This window comes from Xanthomonas graminis pv. graminis (assembly GCF_030168915.1).
Taxonomy (GTDB): Bacteria; Pseudomonadota; Gammaproteobacteria; order Xanthomonadales; family Xanthomonadaceae; genus Xanthomonas_A; species Xanthomonas_A translucens.
The window spans coordinates 1,699,280-1,720,414 of record NZ_CP076255.1; the positions used below are offsets into that span (position 1 = coordinate 1,699,280).

Sequence of the window (21,135 nt, forward strand, 5' to 3'; positions counted from 1 at the left end):
CCAGCAATGCCGATTGCGCTGCGTCGCGTTTTTCAGCTCGCTTGAAGCATGCATTGCATTCCTGGCGGTGCCAGCGCCAGGCATGAATGCCATGTCCTACGATCCGTTGTCCGCGCGATGCATGCGCAACCATGGCGTGCAGCCTTGTTGCAACATGAATGACACACCCTTGAAGCGATATTAAGGACGATCCTGCTGTCAAGACCCTTCGGTGCGAAATCATGGCGCGTTATAGGAAGTTTGCAGGCATGCAGTTCTCTGTGCGCGTATCGGTACGCGCGATGACAGCGGCCGGCCCTGGCTCGTGCTGCCGTCGCGGCGGCGCCACTATCGGTCCATGGCGATGGCGATGGCGATGGCGATGGCGATGGCGAGTTGCCGGTGCTGGTCGGCATGCGCGCTGCGCGGCGGCCGCATCGATGCGCGGCCCGCGCTCAGCGGCCGCCGCGCGGGACAGTGCGCTGCGGCCTTAGAATGGTGGCATGCACAATGTCCGTTTCCTCCTGGACACCGGTTCGCGATGAGCGCGCCCGAACGCTCGACTCCGGTCCCGTTGGCGACCGCACATTCCGACCTGGGCGGCGTGCTGCTCGCCGCCGCCGGCGCGATCGGATTTTCCGGCAAGGCGATCATCGTCAAGCTCTGCTATCGCCATGACCTGGATGCGGTGACCGTGCTGGCGCTGCGCATGCTGGTGGCACTGCCGTGCTTCGTGGCGATGGCGTTGTGGGCCGCGCGCCACGCGCCGCCGTTGCGGCGCGGCGACCGCTGGCGCATCTGCGCGCTCGGCGTGCTCGGCTATTACCTGGCCAGCTACCTGGATTTCCTCGGCCTGGCCTATATCACCGCCACGCTGGAGCGGCTGATCCTGTACCTGACCCCGACCCTGGTGCTGCTGATCGGGGTGCTGGTCTTCCGTCGCCGGCCGCAGCGCCGCCAGCTGTGGGCGCTGGCGCTGAGCTATCTCGGCGTGCTGCTCGCCTTCGGCCACGACCTGCAGGTCGGCGGCGCGCGCACCGCCTGGGGCAGCTTGCTGGTGTTCGGCAGCGCGATGGCCTATGCGCTGTACCTGGTCGGCAGCGGGCAGGTGGTGGCGCGGATCGGCGCGGTGCGGCTGACCGCCTACGCCAGCCTGGTCGCCTGCGTGCTGTGCATCGCTCAGTTCCTGCTGCTGCGGCCGTTGCAGGCCTTGCTGCTGCCGACGCCGGTGTATGCGCTGTCGCTGCTCAACGGCACGCTGTGCACGGCGCTGCCGGTGCTGGCGACGATGCTGGCGGTGCGGCGGATCGGCTCGGGCCTGACCGCACAGATCGGCATGCTCGGCCCGGTCTCGACCATCGTGCTCAGCGTGCTGCTGCTGGGCGAGGCGATGGGGCCGTGGCAGATCGCCGGCACGCTGCTGGTGCTGGGCGGGGTGCTGCTGGTAACGCGGCCGGCGCGGACGCTGCCGGCATGAGCGGGCGCCGCGCTGCACCCGACGCCGCGGCATCGGCGCTGGCCCAGGCCCGCATCCTGGCGACGATCCGTGCGATCCCGTCCGGCCAGGTACGCGGCTACGGCGAGGTGGCGATGCTGGCCGGGCTACCGGGCCGCGCGCGGCTGGTCGCGCGCGTGCTCGGCGGCAATACCGATCCGGCGCTGCCCTGGCACCGGGTGCTGCGCAGCGACGGGCGCATCGCCTTCGCGGAAGGCTCGCGCGGCTTCCGCGAACAGTGCCAGCGGCTGCGCGGCGAAGGCGTGGCGGTGCAGGGCGGACGGGTGAAGCGCGACCCAACGCCGGCGCGCGATCTGGACGCGGCGTTATGGGGGCCGCAATAGCGAGCGGCTATGATGGTCGGCAGTTGCCACGGACACGACCATGTTCCCCAGACTTCCGCCTGTGACCCAAGCCCTGCTGATCGGCAATGTGGCCGTGTTCCTGCTGCAGCTATTGCTGGGCGACGACAGCTTCGCGCCCTTCATGCTGTGGCCGATCAGCAACTTCGATGCGTTTTCGCCGGGGCAAAACTTCCAGATCTGGCAGCTGCTGACCTACGGCTTCCTGCATGGCGGCTTCTCGCATCTGTTGTTCAACATGCTGGCGCTGTACATGTTCGGCGGGCCGCTGGAGCAGACCTGGGGCAACAAGCGCTTCCTGACCTACTACCTGGTGTGTGTGGCCGGCGCCGGCCTGTGCCAGGTGCTGGTGGGCTGGTGGACGGTGCGCAACGGCGGCGATCCGTATCCGACCCTGGGCGCCTCCGGCGGCGTGTTCGGCCTGTTGCTGGCGTTCGGCATGCTGTTCCCGAACCAGCGGGTGATGCTGCTGTTCCCGCCGATCCCGATGAAGGCGCGCACCTTCGTGATCGTGTTCGGCGCGCTGGAGCTGATCATGGGCTTCACCGGCTGGCAGCCGGGCGTGGCGCACTTCGCGCACCTGGGCGGCATGCTGTTCGGCTGGCTGCTGATCCGCTACTGGCGCGGCCAGCCGCCGTTCGGCAAGCGCAAGCCGCCGCGGCCGCGGATCGTGCGCTGAGGGGGGCGGGCGAGGGCTGACGCCGCCGGCTTCGCCCTCGCCAGCGCGCCAGCCGCGGGGTCAGCGCGGGCGGATCAGCCGATACTGCCGGCGATCGCCGTAGGCCGCGCCATTGGGGTCGACGTTGGCGCACAGGCGGCCTGCGCACAGGGTCACGTCAGCCGCGTTGTAGGCACGCAGCAATTCCGCACGCAGCTGGTTGTCCTGGATGTCGTGCCGGTATTGCACCAGCAACCAACCGCCGCCGGCGAGCAACAGCAGCAAGCTGCCCAGGGTGACGGCGGCGCTTTTCCACAACAGGCTGCGCTGCACGCGCTCGATGCGATTGAGCTGCGCGGCCAACGCGTGGGCACCTTCGGCGATCGCGCTGCCGGCCTGCTGCAGCCGCTTCTCGAAGCCGGCCACGGGTTGGTCGATGCCGGTTTGCACATGGCGGATCAGCGTGTCCGGAACGCGTTGCAACGTCTCTTGCGCCGAACGCGCGACGACACCCGGCAACGATTGCGCGACGTGTTCCAGTTGTTGGGTGATTTGCCTTTGCTGCCGTTCGAGCTCGGCGCAGCGGCGCCGGCGGCCTTGCTCGCCAGCGCCACGGGATCGGGTTGGTTCATCGTGCTTCCTGCATCTGCTGTGGTGACGATCAGAGACTGCGCGCGCCAATGCGCATCGGTTCCTGCTGCTGCATCTCGGCCTGTTGCCGTTGCGCCTGCATCGCTTGCTGCGCGGCCTGCTGCTCCTGCTGGTTCACCGTCTCGACAGCTGCGCCGCGCAGCGTGCGGCCAGGCTCCGCGGTGGCCAGTTCCTGGGTCATCTGCCGGAACAGGTCGCGGTCGCCGTTCTGCGAGGCGGCCAACATGCGGTCTAGGAAGGCACCGGGGTCGTCTCGCAAGGAGGCATGCGCAGAATTCCTGGTTGCCTGCGCGTCGTTGTCGCCAGGTACTCGCAACGGCACCTGCCAGTCTTGCGGCGCATGGCCGCGTTCGCGGCTTTCGTGCAGGCGCTGCATCTGCTCGGGCCAGCTGGGCGCGTCCATCGCGCGGCGGCCTGCCCCAGGCGGTGCGGGGCCGCGCAGTACATCGATGCCATCGACCACTATGCCCTGCCAACCGCGTGCGCCGATGGTTACCCCGGTCCGCATCGTCTCCACGTCGTGGCGGTATTTGTCGATCATCGGCGCGTACTGCTGCGCGCGCTGCCGCGCCGCCGGATCTTCCAGGACCGAGCGGTCAGGCTTGCCGTTGCCATCCACGGGAAGGAAGTTGTGCATCCGGTGCGAGTCCATCACCAGGCCTTTGGCGGCGCCCAGCGGGTTGCGCGCGTCCAGTCCGCCACTGCGATTGTCGTACCCGGCCTGCTCCAGCGTGGCGATTTCCTGCGGCGTCGCATAGACCCGCACCTGGCCGTAGTGCCGGCTGGCGGCGCTGACCGGATCGCCGGCCATCACATGGTTGACGACGTCGTTGCCGCCTTCGGGGATGCGCCGGTCCAGGCTGACCGCGCCGTAGGCATTGAAGGTCTCGCCTTTGAGGCCGAAATGGTGCGCGGTGACCTGGGCCAGGTCGCCGCCGAGGGAGTGGCCGGCGACGGTGACTTGAGGGGTGGGCTGGCCGGTCTTGATGTGCTGCTGCTTTGCGTACTCCAGCGCGTGCTGGGTGAACTCAATGGCGTCAGCGACCTGTGCGTTGTGGCGAGTCGCGACCATGCCACCGTCGGCGTACAGGCCATCGCGCAGCGGCTGGCGGTCGAACTCGGTGCCGCGGTGGACGACGATGAATTCTCTGGTATCCACACGCTGGTAGAGGACGCCTTGGTAGCCGGAAGGGCGGTCCACAAAATCAAGCCTCTGGCATGGCATGCCACCGATATCGACAACCGGACTTTTCGCTCCAACCTTGTCAGGCTTGTCATATCCATCATAGGTCGGCGCGGCATATTGCTGGTCGGTCAGGCTCATGGGTTCACCTTCTCCCCTCGGAGCGTTATACGAAACAAATGGCTGCGATTCGGTTCATTGTATTTTTCTTCACTGCTCTCTCCCGTATCAGGATAGTCCGCCACTTCACTCTTGGGATAACCACCCTTCCAAAAATAGGTGATTTTCTTTTCTGAATTTAACACCAAGTCTTTTTCCAAAGTGGGCGAAAATTTCGTCTCCTGATGCTTCCCTGTGGACTTTAAGGAAACGCCAATTCCCGTCAACTCCCAATGACAAATGCCCTTGCCATAGTAATCAGCCTCGACCATGCCATCGACATAGATTGTGGTGACATAGGTTGTCTCATCCATCTTCTGGAAGACGGCAGGAATACTATCTTCTTTCTGCTTCGGCCAGACACCCGCGATCGGCTCAACGGGCGTGCATTGCTGATGGTTGGTCATCTGATAGAACGCCGCTGCATCCACATGTCCAAACGGCCCCGGCGCATCCTCGATGGTCATCGTGATCCGGTACGCCTGCCTGGGGTGCGGGTTCTTTCGATAGATCGGGTCGCCGTCGGCATCGACATCCTGGCCATTCTTGGAGTGCATGTGGTTCCCCGTGCCGCCGCAGGCGCACAGTGCAATGGCGAAGAACATCGAAAACGAGGCGGCGCGAATGTGATGCATGGCACTCCTTGGCCGGCCTGATGCCTTATGGCCGAAATCTTACGTCGGTTTTTCGCGGGTTCGCAATCCAGATGCTGGCTAGGGTGATCGCCGCTCGGCCGCGGGTGAGGCGATTGCCCCGGGCGGTGCGCAAGGCGCTTCAATCACTCGGATGCTGCCGATGCCGCGCGCCAGGTATCGCGGGCGCCACACGCGACGACGGCGCGGTTGCCCGCGCCGTCGTGCCTGCACTGCTTGCCGAACTGCGGTTACGGCCAGACGCGGATCTGTTCGGCGTCGCTGCGCACCATCGGCTGGCCGGCCTTGCAGGTGAAGGTGGCGGCGAAGGAGGGCAGGTTGGCCAGCGGGCCGTTGGCGCGCCAGCGGCCGGGCGCGTGCACGTCGGCGGTGACGCGCTGCACCGCTTCGTTCGGCGACAGCTGCTGCGCCCACAGGCCGGCCCAGGCCTTGTAGAACGCCTGCTTGCCGGCGTCGCCGGCGGCGGGCTGGGCGGCGGCGTAGGCCTGCCAGGCCAGCTCGACGCTGCCGATGTCGGTCAGGTCCTGTTCCTGGGTCAGCTGGCCGTTGACCTTGGCGCCCTTCACGCCGGGGAAGTCGTAGGCGCCGTACTGCGCCGCGGCGCGCGCGCTCAATGCGTTCCACGCGCTCTTGTCTTCCGGAGTCCACCAGTTGCGCAGTTCGCCCTTGGCATCGACCTGGCTGCCCTTGCTGTCGATCGCGCCGATCAGTTCGTGCGCGACCAGCGCGCCGTAGCCGCCGTACAGCGCGGCGGCATCGCCGCCGGCGACGAACACCGGCGGCTGCAGCACCGCGGCGGTGACGATCAGGCGGTTCTGGGCCAGGTCGTAGGTCAGCGCCGGCTGCTGCGGCAGCACGTCCCAGCGGCGGTCGGCGTTGCCCTTGCCGATGCGCTTCATTTCCTCGCGGTGGCGCCAGGTGGAGGCGATCAGCATGTTGCCGCCGAAGCTGCCGCGGCCCATCGGCTGCACGCTGTAGTCCAGGTCGCGGCGCGGCGCGCCGATCTCGATCTTCAGCGCGGCCAGCTTGGCCTGCGCTTCGGCGCGCGCCGACTCGCTCAGCCAGGTGTTGCGCTTGAGCGCGGCGATCTCGGTGTCGCGCACCTGGTCGGCGATGCGTTCGGCCTGGCGGCGGGTGTCGGCGTTGAGATAGCGGCCGACGTACTCGCGGCCCAGCATCGGGCCGGCGGCGACGTTGATCGCGTCCAGCACCTGCGACCAGCGCTGCGGCGGCAGGGTCTGGCCTTCCAGCACGCGGCCGCGGAATTCGAAGCTGGCGTCGCGGAAGCTCTTGGACAGGTACGGCGCCATCGCGTCGCCGACGCGCCAGCGCAGGTAGGCCTTCCATTGCTCGGGCTTGATGCTCACGATCATGCCGTCGAGCTGCTTGAACATGTCCGGATCGGCCATCGACACCAGGTCGTCGTTGACGCCTTGCGCCTTCAGGAACGCGTCCAGCTGCAGGTTGCGGTACTGCTTGGTCAACTCCTTGGTGGAGATCGGCGCGTAGTTGTTGAACGGGTTGTTGATGCCGGCCAGCGACTTGGCGCTGCGCGCCAGCGCGGTCTCGATCTGCAGCACCGACTGGGCGTCTGCCTCGAGCTTGGCGGCCGGGGTGCCGGTCAGGGTCAGGATCTGCTTGACGTAGGCGCGGTAGCGGCCCATCAGCGCGACGGTGTCGGCGTCGGTGCGGGTGTAGAAAGCCGGGTCGGGCAGGCCCATGCCGCCTTGCATGAAGTAGCCGATGTGGCGGTCCAGCGCCTTCAGGTCGACGTCGGCGCCGAAGTTGAACGCCACCGGGATGCCGATCTGGTGCAGCGCGGCGATCGAGGCCGGCACCTCCTTGGCCTTCTTGATCGCGTCGATGCGGCTGAGCAGCGGCGCGATCGGGTTGGACCCGTCCTTCTCCACCGCCGCTTCGTCCAGGCCGCTGGCCCAGAAATCGCCCAGCGCCTTCTGCACGTCGTTCTGCGGCGACTGCATCGACGCATCGAGCAGGTCGCGCTGCTGTTGCTGCGCGCGCGCGGACAACTGGCCCAGTGCGGTGACCGCGCCGGTCTGCGGCAGCGGGTTGCTCTTCAGCCAGTCGGCATTGGCGTCGTCGTAGAAATCGGTGCAGGCGGCGCTGACGACGGGCGCCTTGGCGGCGGCGCGCTTCTTCTTGGGCGCGGCATCGGCGGTGGACGCCAGGGCGATCAGGCCGAGGGCGACAGCGAGGGCAAGCGGACGGGCATTGAGCATCGGGAGCGAATCCGGTCAGGATTAAAGTCGGCGGAGTTTAACAAGCTGCGGCCTGCAGCTGTGGCCATGGCATGGCGCGGCTTTCCCTAACCGGTTCAGAAGGATGCGCTGGCGTGTGCCAGGCGGGCGCGGGGATGTCGCCGCTGCACTGCCCGCGCGAACGCACGCGACCGGCGCGCGCAGCGCGCAAAGAAAAGGCCCGGACATGCCGGGCCTTTTCGCGTTGCAGCGCAGCTGCTGCGCTTACCAGATCACGACCTGCCTGTCGCCGGCGCGCACCATCGGCGAACCCGCCTTGCACTGGAACGCGGCGGCGAAGGCCGGCAGGTTCGACGGCGCGCCCATCGCGCGGAACTGCGCCGGGGCGTGCGGATCGGTTGCCAGGCGCACCATCGCGTTCTGCGGGGTGTATTTGGTGCGCCACACGGTGGCCCAGTTGAGGAAGAAGTTCTGGTCGCGGGTCATGCCGCCGACCTTCGGATCGTCCTTGCCCGCGGTGGCCTTCTGCAGCGCGTCGTAGGCGGTGGACAGGCCGCCCAGGTCGGCGATGTTCTCGCCCAGGGTCAGCTTGCCGTTGACCGGCTTGCCGTCGACCTTGTACTCGTCGAACTGCTTGACCAGCTTGCCGGTCAGCCGCTTGAACGCGGCCAGGTCCTTCGGCGTCCACCAACCCGGATCCTTGATGAAGTTGCCGTCGGGTCCGAAACGGCTGCCCTGGTCGTCGTAGCCGTGGGTCATCTCATGGCCGATCACCGCGCCGATGCCGCCGTAGTTGAACGCGTCGTCGGCAGCGGGATCGAAGAACGGCGGCTGCAGGATCGCGGCCGGGAACACGATCTCGTTCTGCAGCGGGTTGTAGTAGGCGTTGACCGTCTGCGGGGTCATGCCCCATTCGGTCTTGTCCACCGGCTTGCCGATCTTGCTCAGGTTGTACTTGTAGTTGAACGCGGTGGCGGCGCGCACGTTGTCCAGGTAGCTGTCGCGCTGGGTGCTCAGGCCGCTGTAGTCGCGCCACTTGTCCGGGTAGCCGATCTTCGGGGTGAAGGTCTCCCACTTGGCGATCGCCTTGGCCTTGGTCTCCGGGCTCATCCAGGTGACGTGCTCGATGCGCACCTTCAGCGCCTGGCGCAGGTTGTCCACCAGCTGCTGCATCTTGGCCTTGGCGTCGGCCGAGAAGGCGACCTTGACGTACATCTGGCCCATCGCCTCGCCGGCGCCGTCCTCGATGCTGCCGAGCACGCGCTTCCAGCGCGGCTTCATCTCGGCCTGGCCGTTGAGCTCCTTGCCGTAGAACGCGAAGCTCTCCTGCGCGAACGCATCGCTCAGGTACGGCGAAGCGCTTTGTTGTGGTCAAGTTTTGGTGGACACGTGGATAGGGGGTTTCAGGTAGTGGCTTTCTCGTAGTCGGCTGGAGATCGATAGCCGAGGGTGGAGTGCAGGCGGTGGGTGTTGTAGAAGCCGACGATGTAGTGGGTGATATCGGCGATGGCCTCGTTGGGGTTGGTGTAGCGACGCTGCCAGACGCGCTCCATTTTCAGGCTCAGGAAGAACCGCTCCATTACCGCGTTGTCCCAGCAGTTGCCCTTGCGGCTCATGCTGGCCACCAGCTTGTGCTTGGTCAGCAGGTCGCGGTGGGCCTGGCTGGCGTACTGGCTGCCGCGGTCGCTATGCACGATCAGCCCCGGCTTGGGCTGGCGCAGGGCAATGGCCATCTGCAAGGCGGTACAGACCAGCTCGGCCGGCATGGTCGGTGCCATTGCCCAGCCCACCACCTTGCGCGAGTACAGGTCCAGCACCGCGGCCAGGTACAGCCAGCCGCGCTCGGTGCGGATGTAGGTGATATCGGCCACCCAGGCCTGGTCGAGGGCGTCCGGGTTGAAGCGCCGATCCAGATGGTTGTCCGCCACCGGCATCTCGTGTCGGCTGTCGGTGGTATGGACGAACTTGCGCCTCCAGCGCGCCTTCAGTCCCTGCTGCTTCATCAGGCGGCGGACTCGATGGCGACTGGCGGGCAGACCCTGGGCCTTCAGGCTCGCGCTCAGCCGGCGGCTGCCATAGTTGCCGCCGCTGGCCTGGAACGCCGTCTGCAATGGCGCAGCGAGCGTGCACGCCCTCGGTGCTGAGCGCCGCCGACGGGCCGCATACAGCCCCGAGCGGCTCACGCCCAGCAGCTGGCACAGCCGGGCGGTTGCGGCCTTCTCCTGCCACTGATCGATCATCTGCTGGATCATTTCAGTTCCCAGGCGAAGAAGGCCGATGCTTTTTTTAACAAGCTGTTGTCCTCACGCAGTCGCTGGTTCTCCCGTTCCAACTCACGGATGCGTTGCTGCTCGGGGGTCAGGGGCCGACCTTGCCCAGGCTGGCCGGCATGCTCGGCCTCGTATTGGGCCAGCCAGCGACGCACGGCGCTATCGACCAAGTCCAGGTCGCGGCACACCTGACCCACGCTCAGGCCTTGGTCGCGGATCATTTGCACCACCTGCAGCTTGAAGGCGGTATCGAAATTTCTACGGATACGGGGCGTCATGTCGTTCAAAGTCCTCGCTGGGGATGATCATCCCCTATCGAGGTGTCCACGAGAATTAGACCAGGACACTATCGACGTTGTGGAAGCGCAGGTAGGCGCGCCACACCGACGGATCGGTGTCGCCCAGCGCCTTGCTCACTTCCTGGTGGAACGCCGGGATCGCCAGCGAGAACGTCTCCGGCACCGCCACGCCCTGCGACTCGAAGAACTTGGTCCACGGGAAGTTCGGGGTCAGCTTGTCGGCATCGGCGGGGGTGATCGGGTTGTAGGCCAGCTCGGCGTCGCGCGACATCTGTTCGCTGGACTTGGAGACCTTGGCCAGGCGCGTTTCCAGCGCCACCACGTCCTTGGCCTGCTTGGCCGCATCGGCGGCCGGCACCCCGGACAGCTCCAGCACCTTGGCCACGTGCGCCTGGTAGGCGTTGAGCTTGTCCTTCTTGTCGGCGTCGAAATAGTAGCCGCGGTCGGGCAGGCCCAGGCCGCCCTGCATCGCGTAGGCCATGTTCATCGAGGAATGCTTGAAGTCGGCTTCGGCGCCGAAGCCGAACAGGCCGTTCTCGCCCTTGGCCGCGCTCTGGCGCAGGTACTCGGCCACCGCCGGGCCGTCCTTGAGGCCGTCGATCGCGGCCAGATCGGCCTTCAACGGCGCGATGCCCTGCGCGTTGACCTTGGCTTCGTCCATGCCCGAGGCCCAGAAATCGCCGACGATCTTGTCCACGCCCTGCCCATTGGCGGCAGCGGCCTGTTCGGCCAGCTGGTGCTGCACGGCGACCGAGCGCTCGTCCAGGATCGAGAACGCGCCCCAGCTGCTGCGGTCCTTGGGGATTTCGTTGGCGGCCAGCCACTTGCCGTTGACGTAGCCGGCGAAGTCGTTGCAGGGGTCCTTGCTCGCATCCAGGTCGCCGGCGGCGAATGCGCTGTAGGGCGGCAGTTTGCTGGCGTCGAGCTTCAGCTCGGCCGGCGCTGCGGCAGGCGCCGGCGCGGCGGCGGCCTCGGTCTTGGCGGTGTCGGCGGCGGGCGCTGCCGCGTCGGGCTTGTTGCAGCCGCTGAGGGCGGCGCTCACGGCCAGGGTCAACAGCAGCATCTGGGGATTGCGAAAGGTCACAAGGAAGCTCCAAGCCAGCGTGGATAACGGAATGGCCCGAGGGGCCGTGGCGAGACTGTACGCCGCTACCCAGGGTTTCAGGGGTGTCGAAGGTCATGGGCCGGGTGCTCGCGCTCAGCGGGCCTCGCTCAGCGGGCGTGAGGCCGGCGGGCCGGTATCATCCCAGGAATGAAGCGCGAACCGTCCTGCGATGCCCTGATCGTCGGTGCCGGCCACAACGGCTTGGTCTGCGCCGCCTACCTGGCGCGCGCCGGCTGGAAGGTCACCGTACTTGAGCGGCGCGGCGTGGTCGGCGGCGCCGCGGTTACCGAGGAATTCCACCCTGGCTTCCGCAATTCGGTGGCGTCCTATACGGTGTCGCTGCTGCAGCCGAAGGTGATCGCCGATCTGGACCTGGCCGCGCACGGCCTGCGCATCGTGCCGCGCCGCTGCAACAACTTCGTGCCGCTGCCCGACGACCGCTACCTGTTGGCCGGTGCCGGCATCACTCAGGCGCAGGTGGCGAAGTTCTCCGCCCGCGATGCCGAACGCCTGCCGGCCTACGAGGCGCGGCTGGAGCGCATCGCCGACGTGTTGCGCGTGCTGGCGCTGCAGCCGCCGCCGAACGTCACCGATGGCGGCTGGCTGCAGGCGCTGCCGCAACTGCTGCGCGCCGGCCGCCTGGGCCGCCGCCTGCATGCGCTCGATCCCGGCTTGCGCCAGGAACTGCTGGACCTGTTCACCATCTCGGCCGCCGAGTACCTGGAGCGTTGGTTCGAAAGCGATCCGGTCAAGGCCTTGTTCGGTTTCGACGGCATCGTCGGCAACTATGCCAGCCCGTACACGCCCGGCTCTGCCTACGTGCTGCTGCACCACGTGTTCGGCGAGAGCAACGGGGTCAAGGGCGCGTGGGGCCATGCGCTTGGCGGCATGGGCGCGATCACCCAGGCGATGGCCAAGGCCGCGCTCGCCGCCGGCGCGCAGATCCGCACCGATGCCGGCGTGCGCGAGATCCTGGTCGAGGACGGTCGCGCGGTCGGCGTGGTTACCGAACGCGGCGAGCGCCTGCATGCGCGGCGCGTCGTCGCCAACGTCAATCCCAAGCTGCTGTACGAGCGCCTGCTCGACCCGGCGCACGTGCCGGCCGCCACCCGCGAACGCATGGCGCAGTGGCGCTGCGGCTCGGGCACGTTCCGGATGAACGTGGCGCTGTCGCGGCTGCCGCAATTCCGCGCGTTGCCGGGGCCGGGCGATCATCTCACCGCCGGCATCATCCTGGCGCCGAGCCTGGACTACATGGACCGCGCCTACCGCGATGCGCGCGAGCACGGCTGGTCGCGCGACCCCATCGTCGAACTGCTGATCCCCAGCACCCTGGACGATACGCTCGCGCCGCCGGGCCAGCACGTGGCCAGCCTGTTCTGCCAGCACGTGGCGCCGCAGTTGCCGGACGGGCGCAGCTGGGACGCGCACCGCGACGAAGTCTCCGAGCTGATGATCGCCACCGTCGAACGCTACGCGCCGGGCTTCGCGGACTCGGTGCTGGGCCGGCAGGCGCTGACCCCGCTGGACCTGGAGCGCACCTTCGGCCTGATCGGCGGCGATATCTTCCACGGCGCGCTGAGCCTCAACCAATTGTTCAGCGCCCGCCCGATGCTCGGCCAGGCCAACTACCGCGGTGCGATTCCCGGCCTGTCCCTGTGCGGCTCCGGCACCCACCCTGGCGGCGGCGTGACCGGCGCGCCCAGGCACAATGCGGCGATGGCGCTGCTGGGGCGTTGAGGCTTGTCGAGGCTGTGGGCCGTCTACAGTTGTCGCACGCCGGCGCGGCTTATAAAAAAACCCCGGCAGAGCCGGGGCAGGAGAGAGACAAGCATTGCGTTGTGGCGAAACGTCTTGGCTGGACGTTCCGCCGCCAGACAGTCAGAAGTCGTAGGACGCCGACAGGCGGACGTAGCGCGGCTGGGTGTAGTAGGTGCCGATGCCGTAGGTATTGGATACGGTATAACGACCGGTTTCGTAGGTCGCATCGATCTGCACTGGCTTTCGTTCGTTGAAGACGTTGAACGCTTGCAGCCCGAATGCCAGCTTGTGGTCGGCGAAGGCCGGGCGATAGGTCACGCCCAGGTCGACCAGCTTGGTCCAGGGCAGGCGGCCCGCCTGGCCCGGACTGGACGGGCTGCCAGCACAGTAGTGGTAGGCCGAGCCATAGCTGATCGGATTACCTTCGTTGGTGCCGTAGTAGCCTAGGCAGGACTTCGGCATGCCAGAGGCGACCTTCACGGTGGCCGACAGCATCCACTCCGGCGTGAACTGATAAGCGCCGAAGGCCTTGAGTTGATGGCGACGGTCGTTTGCCAGATAACCGCCCGCGTATTCCATCAGCGATGCGGCATCCCAATCCTGGGTCTTGGAGACGTCGGTCTGGCCGATATCCGACTTCACCTGGCCTTCGGTGTTGCCGAAGCTGCGCGACCAGGTGTAGTCGACGCGGCCGTACCACTTCTGATCGAACGGATGCTCCAGGAACAGGTCGACGGCGGCGTAATTGCGCTTGGCCGAATTGGTGAAGCCCCAGTCCGAGCGCGACATCTTCAGCGTGGTGTAGCCGGAGCCGTCCACGTTGGCGAGCTTGAAGGTGTTGGTTTCGCCGGGGTTGAACAGCACGCAGCCTGGAATCGTGACCGAATCCGGATCGATGCCGAGCGAGGTGAGCTTGCTCGACATATCGTCGCTGCCGCAGACATCGTCGATCGCCGATTGCAGCTTTCGATAGGTGACCTTTGCGCCCGAGTTCCACTTGTCGCCGATGGTCTTCTCGAAGCCTATGATCAGCTCGTCCTGGTACTGCGACTTCAGATCGCTGGGCGTGAACGAGTTCGGATCCGGCGTTTCGCCGTATTCGCCATTGCTGGACACCGGGCCGGGGCCCAGCGCGGCCAGGCCGGTGGGCTCGCCGTTCGCATCGATACCGGTGTAGGTGAAGTACTCGCGGGTATAGGTCGAGGCCGAGGCGCCTCGGATGGCGACGCTGTTGGGCAGCGCAAGATAGTAGCGGCCGAGGTTGGCGAATAGCTTGAACGAGGAATCGCCGAAAACGTCCCAGCTCACGCCGATGCGTGGTGCCCACTGGTCGCCGCTTTCCACGTAAGGCACATGGCTGCTGTTGAAGTTGGTGAACTTGTCGTTGCGCACGCCCAGGCTCAGCAGCCACTTGTCGTTCACCTGCCAGCGGTCTTCCAGATAATAGGCCTTCTGCTTCACTGCCATGCTGGTGGCGGTGTTGAAGATGTACTTCTGCACGTAATAGCCGTTGCCGCCTGCCGCGCCGACCCCGAGGTTGGGGTCGATGGCCGCGTTCGGTTTGGAGGCCTTGCTGTAGATCCAGAGATAGCCCGGGCCGCTGGTATCGACGCCTTCGTTGTAGGCGTTGAAGTACATGTTGTCCACGCCTGCGGTCAGGTCGTGGTTGCCGATGTGGTACTCCAGTTCCGCGCGCAGGCCGCGCGTCTTGTTCTGCGCATTGGCGTTCTTGACCGTGGTCGAGGGCTGGTTGTTGGTGATGGGGGTATCGCCGGTGATCGATGGATCCTGGTTGCTGGAACTGCTGATGTAGGGCAGATCCGAGGGCGCCGGGTTGATCTGGTAGTCCCTCTCGCGGCTGCGAGCCCAAGTCGCGTTCAGGGTCAGGCCATCGGTCAGGTAGCCGGTGTACTTGAAGATGTCGTAGGTGTCGGTGAGCTTGTAGCTGTCCGGATACAGGCCGATGCGGCCGCCCCCGCTCAGCGTGTCGTAGTCGAAGGACGTGTTGTAGCCAGCACGGCGGTCGGTGTTCTGGATGCGGGTGTATTCCAGGATGTTGCTGTCGTTGATGTTCCAGTCAATCTTGCCGTAGAAATTGGGTACGCTGTTGTTGTAATGGTTGCGCAGGCTTGTCGTGCTGCCGTCGCTGTTCTTGAAGCTGGTGGTGCTGTCGCTGGTCGAGACCCCATCGGTCTTGTTGGATTCTCCAGCGACGAAGACGAATAGCTTATCCTCGATCAGCGGGCCGCCCGCATAAGCGCTGTAGGTGGTGTTGGTCTCCGTATCGCCCTTGCGCTTGCGGTAGAGCGTGCCGGCCAGGTCGGGATTCTCGTAGCTGTAGTCTTTCCCCAGGCTGGCGCTCGGATACCAGATGTCGCGCGGTGAGCTGGCCAGCGAGTCCGGTGCCCAGGTAGTCTGGAAGCCGAAGTGCCACTCGTTGGTGCCGCGCTTGCCGACCTGATTGATCACGCCGCCGGTGGAGCGCCCGTACTTGGCGCTGTAGCCGCCGGTGTAGGTTTCCTGCTGGTCGATCGCACCGTAGGGCAGGCTCACGCCGCCGAGGTTGCTGAGCGGATTGCTGACGTTGAAACCGTTGATGTAGTAGGCGTTTTCGGTCACGCCGGAGCCGCCGAAGGAAACGACCGAGCGCGAGCCATTGGTGAACGCGCCACTACCTGCAACCGTGCCCGGCGCGAGCAGTGCGATCGCCTCGGCACTGCGGCCCAGCGGCAGTGTGTCCAACTGCTCGGAGGTGATGACCGAGCGTGAAGAGGTGCCGGTGACATCGATTTTCGGCACGCTGGCCGCCGTGACGGTCAGCGCTTCCAGCGTGGTGGCGTTGGCCGTCGCAAACGACACTTCCGTGGCGGAGCCGACGTGCAGCTGAATGTTCTTGCGTGTGTCGATCGTTTCCTCGCCACGGCGCAGGATCACGGTGTAATTGCCGATCGGCAGCGAGCCGAGGGTATAGCGACCGTTGCTGTCGATCGGCACGGTACGGCTGAAGCCGGTGTCGCTTTGAATGACGATGCTGGTGCCGGGCGCCGGCGCGGAGCCGAAGATGCTGCCGGTGGTGCTTTGCGCGTGGACAGCGCCTTGGGCCAGCGAGGCGGTGAGGATCATGGCCAGCGCGGTGCGCTTGAATGCCTTTCGATCGGGGCGGTTGCTCATTGCGTACCTTCGATGAAGTGGGGTGGCAGGCCGTCCATGAGCGGCCTTAACCCAAACGTAATAATGGTGTGCTAGCGGGTTCAATAGGGTTGGAGTAGATCTGCCGTCATCCGCATCGAAAGCGCGGTAATTTGTACAAATTCGGCAGCTGGACTTGATTTCGCTTCACAGAAATGCGCAAACCGCCAGTGCCTGTCGCCACGTAGATAAGGCCAGGTCAAACTGCCGCGGCGCGATTCCCGGCCTGTACCTGTGCGGCTCCGGCACCCATCCGGGCGGCAGTGTGACCGGCGCGCCCGGGCGCATGCGGCGATGGCGCGGCTGGACGATGGACGCCGCTGAGCGCGATGCCGTGTGCCGGTCCGCGGTGGCGTTGCATGCGCTCGTCAGGCGGCTTCGCTCCCGCCGTCGCGCTGTGTCGGTGTGCGCACACGATGCGACATAGTGCAGGGCCTGCATTCCAAGACCAGCGTTCCGATCGCCGGGCATAATGGCTGGCCGCGCGCTCGAACCGTGGCGTCCTCGCGCCAGCAGCGGCTTCCTCTGCCATCAGGCCTCTCCATGACCGAACAGGTTCAGCTCTACAACCAGGCCATCGCCGCGCTCAACCAGCGTGACTGGCGCCAGGCGCAGCGGCTCGCGCAGCAGTTGCTGCGGTCGTTGCCGCAACACGCCGGCGTGCATTTCGTGGCCGGCGTGGCAGCGTTGGAGCTGAAACAGATGCAGCCTGCCGCGGCGCACCTGTATCAGGCGACGACGTTGAATCCGCAACGTGCGGACTACGCGACGCAGCTGGCCAAGGTGCTGGCGATGGGGCGGTTCATGCAGGAGGCGCATCGCTTCGCCGACCAGGCGATGGCATTGCGGCCGAGCGATGCGCATACGCTGGACACGCTGGGCGTGGTCTATACCCAGGTCAACGAACACGTCGCCGCGCTGGACGCGTTCACCCAGGCGGTGCAACTGGCGCCGCAGCAGGCCAGCTTCCGCTACAACCTCGGCACCTCGCTGCTGTTCTCCGGACGCCTGCAGGATGCCGAGCAGGAATACCGGGCGTGCCTGGCCCTGGAGCCGCGCTATTGGAAGGTCTACCTATCGCTGTCGCAGCTGCGCACATGGAGCGTGCAGGAGAACAACCTGGCCTCGCTGGAGCAGGCGCTGGCTTCGGCCGGCGACGCGCCGGAAGCGGTGCTGTATCTCAACCTGGCACTGGCCAAGGAGCATGAGGACCTCGGCAACTACCATGCCGCGTTCCGTGGCTATGTGCAGGGCAAGGCGGTGCAGAAGCGCGCGCGCGGCTACACGTCCGACCGCGATGCGGCGCTGTTCGAGGCATTGCAGCAGGCGTTCCGTGCCGACGCTGCGCCGACGTCCGGCTTCGACAGCCAGGAGCCGATCTTCGTGATCGGCATGCCGCGCAGCGGCACCACCCTGGTGGACCGGATCCTGTCCAGCCATCCGCAGGTGCACTCGGCCGGCGAGCTGCAGAATTTCCCGGCGCTGCTCAAGCGCCTGGTGCGCACGCCATCGCCGGCGATCCTGGACGTGGCCACCCTGACCCGGCTGCAGGGCCTGGATTGGCGCGAACTCGGCCGCGCCTACGTCGAATCCACCCGCCCCGGCACCGCCAGCAAACCGCGCTTCGTGGACAAGTTGCCGCACAACTTCCTGTACGTGGGGCACATCGCGCGCGCGTTGCCGAGCGCGCGCATCGTGTGCCTGCGGCGCGATCCGATGGACACCTGCCTGAGCAACTTCCGCCAGCTGTTCGCGCTGTCCTCGTCATACTACGACTATTCCTTCGACCTGATGGACGTCGGCCGCTACTACCTGATGTTCGAGCGTTTGCTGGCGCATTGGCGCGGGTTGTTCCCGCAGCATCTGCTGGAAATCGACTACGAAGACCTGGTGCTGGAGCAGGAGCCGACCACGCGCCGTCTGCTGGAGTTCTGCGGCTTGCCGTGGGACGAGGCCTGCCTGCGTTTCGAGCACAATCAGGCGCCGGTGGCCACCGCCAGCGTGGTGCAGGTACGCACCTCGATGACGCGCGCCTACATGGGGCGTTGGCAGCGCTACGGCGAGGATCTCGCCGAACTCAAGCGGTTGCTGCAGACGCATTCGTCCGCGATGCGCGAGCGCGACCGCCGCTGAACGGCGCGGTCGCCGCGCCGAGCACGACTACGGCGAACCGATCAAACGCCAAGGCCGCGCCATTGCGGGCGCGGCCTTGGCGCGGCTTGCCGGCGAAGCCGGCTACTTGCCGAAGCTGTAGCGCATTTCCAGGTAGTACGCGCGGCCGAACGCGTCGAAGTTGTACTCGTTGTAAGCCCAGCTCGTTCCGCCGCTGTACGAGGCGTCGATTGGCGGCATCTTGTTGAACACGTTGTTGACCATCAGCGACAGCTCCATGCCCTCGAACGCGGTGTAGGTGATGCTGGCGTTGTGGGTGATGTGCGACGGCAGCCTGCCCGCGCGCGGCGCGGCATATCGCGCTTCGTTGACAAAGGCTGCGTAGTTCGGGGTCTTGTCGAACCAATTGGCGTACCAGGTGGCCGCGACGTCGCCGATCTTCCAGGTCAGCGAGGCATCGGCCTTGCGCTTGGGATCCGTGCTCCAATAGGGATCGTTGAGCAGGTCCTCCGGCGCATCCCCGGCATAGCGCGTGTACTTGTGCCGCAGATTTTCGGCGTAGCTGACCAGTGTGCTGAGATCGCCCCAGCGGCCGAGATCGTACCCATAGCGGAACGAGGCGGTCACCGCTTCCAGCTTTTCGTTGGCGATGTTGACCTTCGGTGTATAAATGCCGCTGATCTGGCCGTCTTCATTGCGCGTGACCTGGGTTGTGGCCGCGACGCACAGCCCCGAGTTGATGTCGTCGATGCCGGCGCGGCAGCGGTAGTCCTGCAGGCTCAGTGCATCGTCACTCTGCTCGGTGACTTCGTTGTCGATATTCCAGTTCAAGTAATCGACGGTCAGCGCCATGCGCTCTACCGGCGACCATACGAAACCGGCGCTCCACACATCGGCGTTGATCGGCTTCAGGTCGAGGTTGCCGGACTGGGTGCCCCGGTACACGCGGCTGGAGTATGCGCTTGGGCAGTTATCGGTGTTGCCTGGCAGATAGCCGAGTTGGGCGCACTGGTAGTAGTCGGTCACCGTGCTGTAGAAGCCGCTGATGCCCTGGTATTGGTCGGACAGGGTCGGTGCACGGAATGCGGTGCCGTACTTGCCGCGCAGCAGCAGCGACTCGAACGGACGATACTCCAGCGCAATGCTGTAGGTCGGCTTGTCGATGGTGCGGCCGCTGGCCTTGAACGCATCGTAGCGGCCGGCCAGGGTGATGGTCAGCGGGTCGAACACCGGCATGCGCAGTTCCGAGGTCAGCGCATAGCGGTTGCGCTCGCCGCCGCCGGACACCGAGGTGAAGCCCAACACTTCGTCGTTGAGGATTTCCGGCGCAGGATCGTAGTCCCACTTTTGCTTGCCATATTCGCCGACCAATGCCAGTCCGGCATCGCCGCCGGGCAAGCCGAACAGCTTGGCGTTGGTCAGCTGCAGACGCAGCATGCCATCGGAGGTCATGCTCTTGTTGGTGGCCTGGCCGGTGAAGCTGGCGAATTCCTGCTGCGAGATCGGCCGATAGAACGCCGCGTAATCGGGGGTGTAGACCGGGTAGGCGTTGTCGATCGGATCCAGCCCGCGCTGCGGTCCGAGCACCTTGTCGATGAAGAACTGGTCGATCGGGCCCTTGAAACGGACAGGGTTGCGTTCTTGCAGCTTGTACTGGGTGTAGGTGGCGCCGGCATCGTAGTCCCAGTGGGATTGGCCGAGCACGCCCTGCGCGCCGAAGGTGACGCGCGCCGAGTCGCCCTTGTTCCGGCTCATCGTATCCTTGATGCCGTTGATGCCCATTTCCTCCGGCGCAAAGTTGCGATACAGGTTGAGCAGTTCGTTCAGGTTCGGATCGTAGTAATAGCCGAAATCCGTGTTGGTATCCCACCATATCGAATCAGCGCCGGCGTGGTATTCGACTTGGTCATGGCTGTACAGCGCATCGCCGTACAACTGCACATTGTCGTTGGCATCGAAGGTGCCGTGCACATAGGCCTGCAGCGACTTCTGGCTTCCATCCAGCGTGCGGTAGCCAGGCATGTATTTCGATCCGCAATAGTGCTGGTCGGGGGCGCTGTTGCGCTGCTGCCGCCCATTGGTGCCGCCGAACAGGCCGGAGACATTGCCGCAGTTGGCCGGATCCAGGAACCTGTAATCGCCGGACTTGCTGGACACCACGAACGTGCTGCCGGCCTCCTGCGGCGAATAGCCGTGCGTGTTGTATTGCCTGGTCAGGTCGCGCTGGTAGCCCCAGATCGGATCCTTCTCTTCGTACTGCACGCCGCCGATCACGCTGGTGCGGCCATCGGCGGAGGTCCAGCCGTCGGCGAAGGTGGCGCGGAAGTTGCTGCCGCCGCCTTCGGAGTAGCCGCCGCCGCGGATGCTGAATACCGCGCCGTCCATCTTCTTCTTGAGGATGACGTTGATCACGCCGGCGATCGCGTCCGAACCGTACAGCGAGGACTGGCCGCCGGGCAGGATTTCGATGCGGTCGACCAGGTCGATCGGAATGCCGCTGATGTTGTTGAAGGTGTCGCTGCCGTTGTACAGCGCCGGGTAGTTCGACATCGGCCGGCCGTCGATCAGGTATTTCACGTAGCCCGGTGGCAGGCCGAACAGGCTGACCGTCTGCGCGCCCTGGGTGAAGGTGCCTGAGCTTTGGCCGCCTTGCACGCCACCGGTCGCGAACGAACTCTTCTGCAGCACGTCGGCCACCGAGTTGAAGCCGCGGGCCTTGATGTCTTCGGCGGTGATGGTGGTGACTGGCGTGGCGGTCTCGATCTCGCTTTGCGGGATCAGCGAGCCGGTGACGGTGACCTTCTCCAGCTCGGTCGCCTTGGTCTGGCTGCTGTCCTGCGCGAAGGCGCTGAACGCGACCGGGACGACCATGGCGGTGACCAGCGCCGCGCTCAGGTGGCTGCGATTGAAACTACGTGCTTGACCTGCAGTCATCGTCATCTTTTTTGAATTCCCGGGAAAACAATCATGAAGAAGAGCCAATGGATCTGGTGCCGCGACGCATGCCTGCCTTAAGCGGGCGCATCCGTAAGCGGCGCAA

11 protein-coding genes and 4 pseudogenes are annotated in these 21,135 nt (G+C 65.8%); 6 read left to right on the forward strand and 9 right to left on the reverse strand.

Going from position 1 to position 21,135, the window contains the following annotated elements; genetic code table 11:
- The first annotated feature begins 520 nt into the window (after positions 1-520).
- Genes KHF85_RS07390 through KHF85_RS07400 form a run of 3 tightly spaced genes read left to right on the forward strand, consistent with a single transcriptional unit; the run spans position 521 to position 2,515 of the window.
- Entirely contained in the window at positions 521-1,456 is a 936-nt protein-coding gene (locus tag KHF85_RS07390; RefSeq protein ID WP_284569079.1) for a DMT family transporter, read from the forward strand.
- Entirely contained in the window at positions 1,378-1,818 is a 441-nt protein-coding gene (locus KHF85_RS07395) for an MGMT family protein (protein WP_409976671.1), read from the forward strand. Before KHF85_RS07390 ends, KHF85_RS07395 begins: the two co-directional genes overlap by 79 nt.
- A 40-nt stretch (positions 1,819-1,858) precedes the next feature.
- Positions 1,859-2,515 carry a rhomboid family intramembrane serine protease gene (locus tag KHF85_RS07400; RefSeq protein WP_284569081.1) on the forward strand — a complete coding sequence of 219 codons (657 nt, stop codon included), beginning with the start codon at positions 1,859-1,861 and terminating at the stop codon, positions 2,513-2,515.
- Positions 2,516-2,575: 60 nt separating this feature from the next.
- On the opposite strand, the pseudogene KHF85_RS07405 reads toward KHF85_RS07400, so the two are convergent.
- From KHF85_RS07405 to KHF85_RS07435, 7 genes and pseudogenes are all read right to left on the reverse strand, one after another.
- Positions 2,576-3,126 (reverse strand): annotated as a pseudogene (locus KHF85_RS07405) (relaxation protein).
- Between the two features lie 29 nt (positions 3,127-3,155).
- On the reverse strand, positions 3,156-4,469 hold the full coding sequence (locus KHF85_RS07410) for a DUF6792 domain-containing protein (protein ID WP_284569082.1): 1,314 nt from the start codon (positions 4,467-4,469) through the stop codon (positions 3,156-3,158).
- On the reverse strand, positions 4,466-5,044 hold the full coding sequence (locus KHF85_RS07415) for a hypothetical protein (protein ID WP_284569499.1): 579 nt from the start codon (positions 5,042-5,044) through the stop codon (positions 4,466-4,468). The genes KHF85_RS07410 and KHF85_RS07415 overlap by 4 nt, the downstream gene beginning before the upstream one ends.
- A gap of 326 nt (positions 5,045-5,370) precedes the next feature.
- Entirely contained in the window at positions 5,371-7,380 is a 2,010-nt protein-coding gene (locus KHF85_RS07420; protein ID WP_284569083.1) for a M13 family metallopeptidase, read from the reverse strand.
- Positions 7,381-7,623: 243 nt separating this feature from the next.
- Positions 7,624-8,721: pseudogene (locus KHF85_RS07425) on the reverse strand (M13 family metallopeptidase); the annotation flags it as partial.
- A 41-nt stretch (positions 8,722-8,762) separates the two neighbouring features.
- A protein-coding gene (locus KHF85_RS07430; RefSeq protein ID WP_284568204.1) for an IS3 family transposase occupies positions 8,763-9,907 on the reverse strand; the annotation gives its coding sequence in 2 pieces (ribosomal slippage) (positions 8,763-9,655 and positions 9,655-9,907; 1,146 coding nt in all).
- A 67-nt stretch (positions 9,908-9,974) separates the two neighbouring features.
- Positions 9,975-11,109 (reverse strand): annotated as a pseudogene (locus KHF85_RS07435) (peptidase); the annotation flags it as partial.
- 71 nt (positions 11,110-11,180) lie between these two features.
- Here KHF85_RS07435 and KHF85_RS07440 point away from each other — a divergent pair.
- Positions 11,181-12,773 carry a phytoene desaturase family protein gene (locus KHF85_RS07440; RefSeq protein ID WP_284569084.1) on the forward strand — a complete coding sequence of 531 codons (1,593 nt, stop codon included), beginning with the start codon at positions 11,181-11,183 and terminating at the stop codon, positions 12,771-12,773.
- Between the two features lie 141 nt (positions 12,774-12,914).
- Here KHF85_RS07440 and KHF85_RS07445 read toward each other — a convergent pair whose 3' ends face one another.
- Positions 12,915-15,965: a TonB-dependent receptor gene (locus tag KHF85_RS07445; protein ID WP_284569085.1), complete on the reverse strand. Its 3,051-nt coding sequence runs from the start codon at positions 15,963-15,965 to the stop codon at positions 12,915-12,917.
- Positions 15,966-16,191: 226 nt separating this feature from the next.
- On the opposite strand from KHF85_RS07445, the pseudogene KHF85_RS20605 reads away from it, so the two are divergent.
- Positions 16,192-16,410 (forward strand): annotated as a pseudogene (locus tag KHF85_RS20605) (hypothetical protein); the annotation flags it as partial.
- A gap of 116 nt (positions 16,411-16,526) precedes the next feature.
- A complete protein-coding gene (locus KHF85_RS07450) occupies positions 16,527-18,116 on the forward strand; it encodes a tetratricopeptide repeat-containing sulfotransferase family protein (protein WP_284569086.1) in 1,590 nt (529 codons plus the stop codon).
- A 102-nt stretch (positions 18,117-18,218) separates the two neighbouring features.
- Here KHF85_RS07450 and KHF85_RS07455 read toward each other — a convergent pair whose 3' ends face one another.
- Positions 18,219-20,966 (reverse strand): TonB-dependent receptor plug domain-containing protein, encoded by a 2,748-nt coding sequence (locus KHF85_RS07455; protein ID WP_284569500.1) that lies wholly within the window; start codon positions 20,964-20,966, stop codon positions 18,219-18,221.
- Positions 20,967-21,135: the final 169 nt, after the last annotated feature.

Bases quoted from the DNA above. Each gene is read 5' to 3' on its own strand.
- KHF85_RS07390 (WP_284569079.1), top strand. From the start codon at position 521: ATGAGCGCGCCCGAACGCTCGACTCCGGTCCCGTTGGCGACCGCACAT.
- KHF85_RS07400 (WP_284569081.1), top strand. From the start codon at position 1,859: ATGTTCCCCAGACTTCCGCCTGTGACCCAAGCCCTGCTGATCGGCAAT.
- KHF85_RS07410 (WP_284569082.1), bottom strand. From the start codon at position 4,469: ATGAGCCTGACCGACCAGCAATATGCCGCGCCGACCTATGATGGATAT.
- KHF85_RS07415 (WP_284569499.1), bottom strand. From the start codon at position 5,044: ATGCACTCCAAGAATGGCCAGGATGTCGATGCCGACGGCGACCCGATC.
- KHF85_RS07420 (WP_284569083.1), bottom strand. From the start codon at position 7,380: ATGCTCAATGCCCGTCCGCTTGCCCTCGCTGTCGCCCTCGGCCTGATC.
- KHF85_RS07440 (WP_284569084.1), top strand. From the start codon at position 11,181: ATGAAGCGCGAACCGTCCTGCGATGCCCTGATCGTCGGTGCCGGCCAC.
- KHF85_RS07445 (WP_284569085.1), bottom strand. From the start codon at position 15,965: ATGAGCAACCGCCCCGATCGAAAGGCATTCAAGCGCACCGCGCTGGCC.
- KHF85_RS07450 (WP_284569086.1), top strand. From the start codon at position 16,527: ATGACCGAACAGGTTCAGCTCTACAACCAGGCCATCGCCGCGCTCAAC.
- KHF85_RS07455 (WP_284569500.1), bottom strand. From the start codon at position 20,966: ATGGTCGTCCCGGTCGCGTTCAGCGCCTTCGCGCAGGACAGCAGCCAG.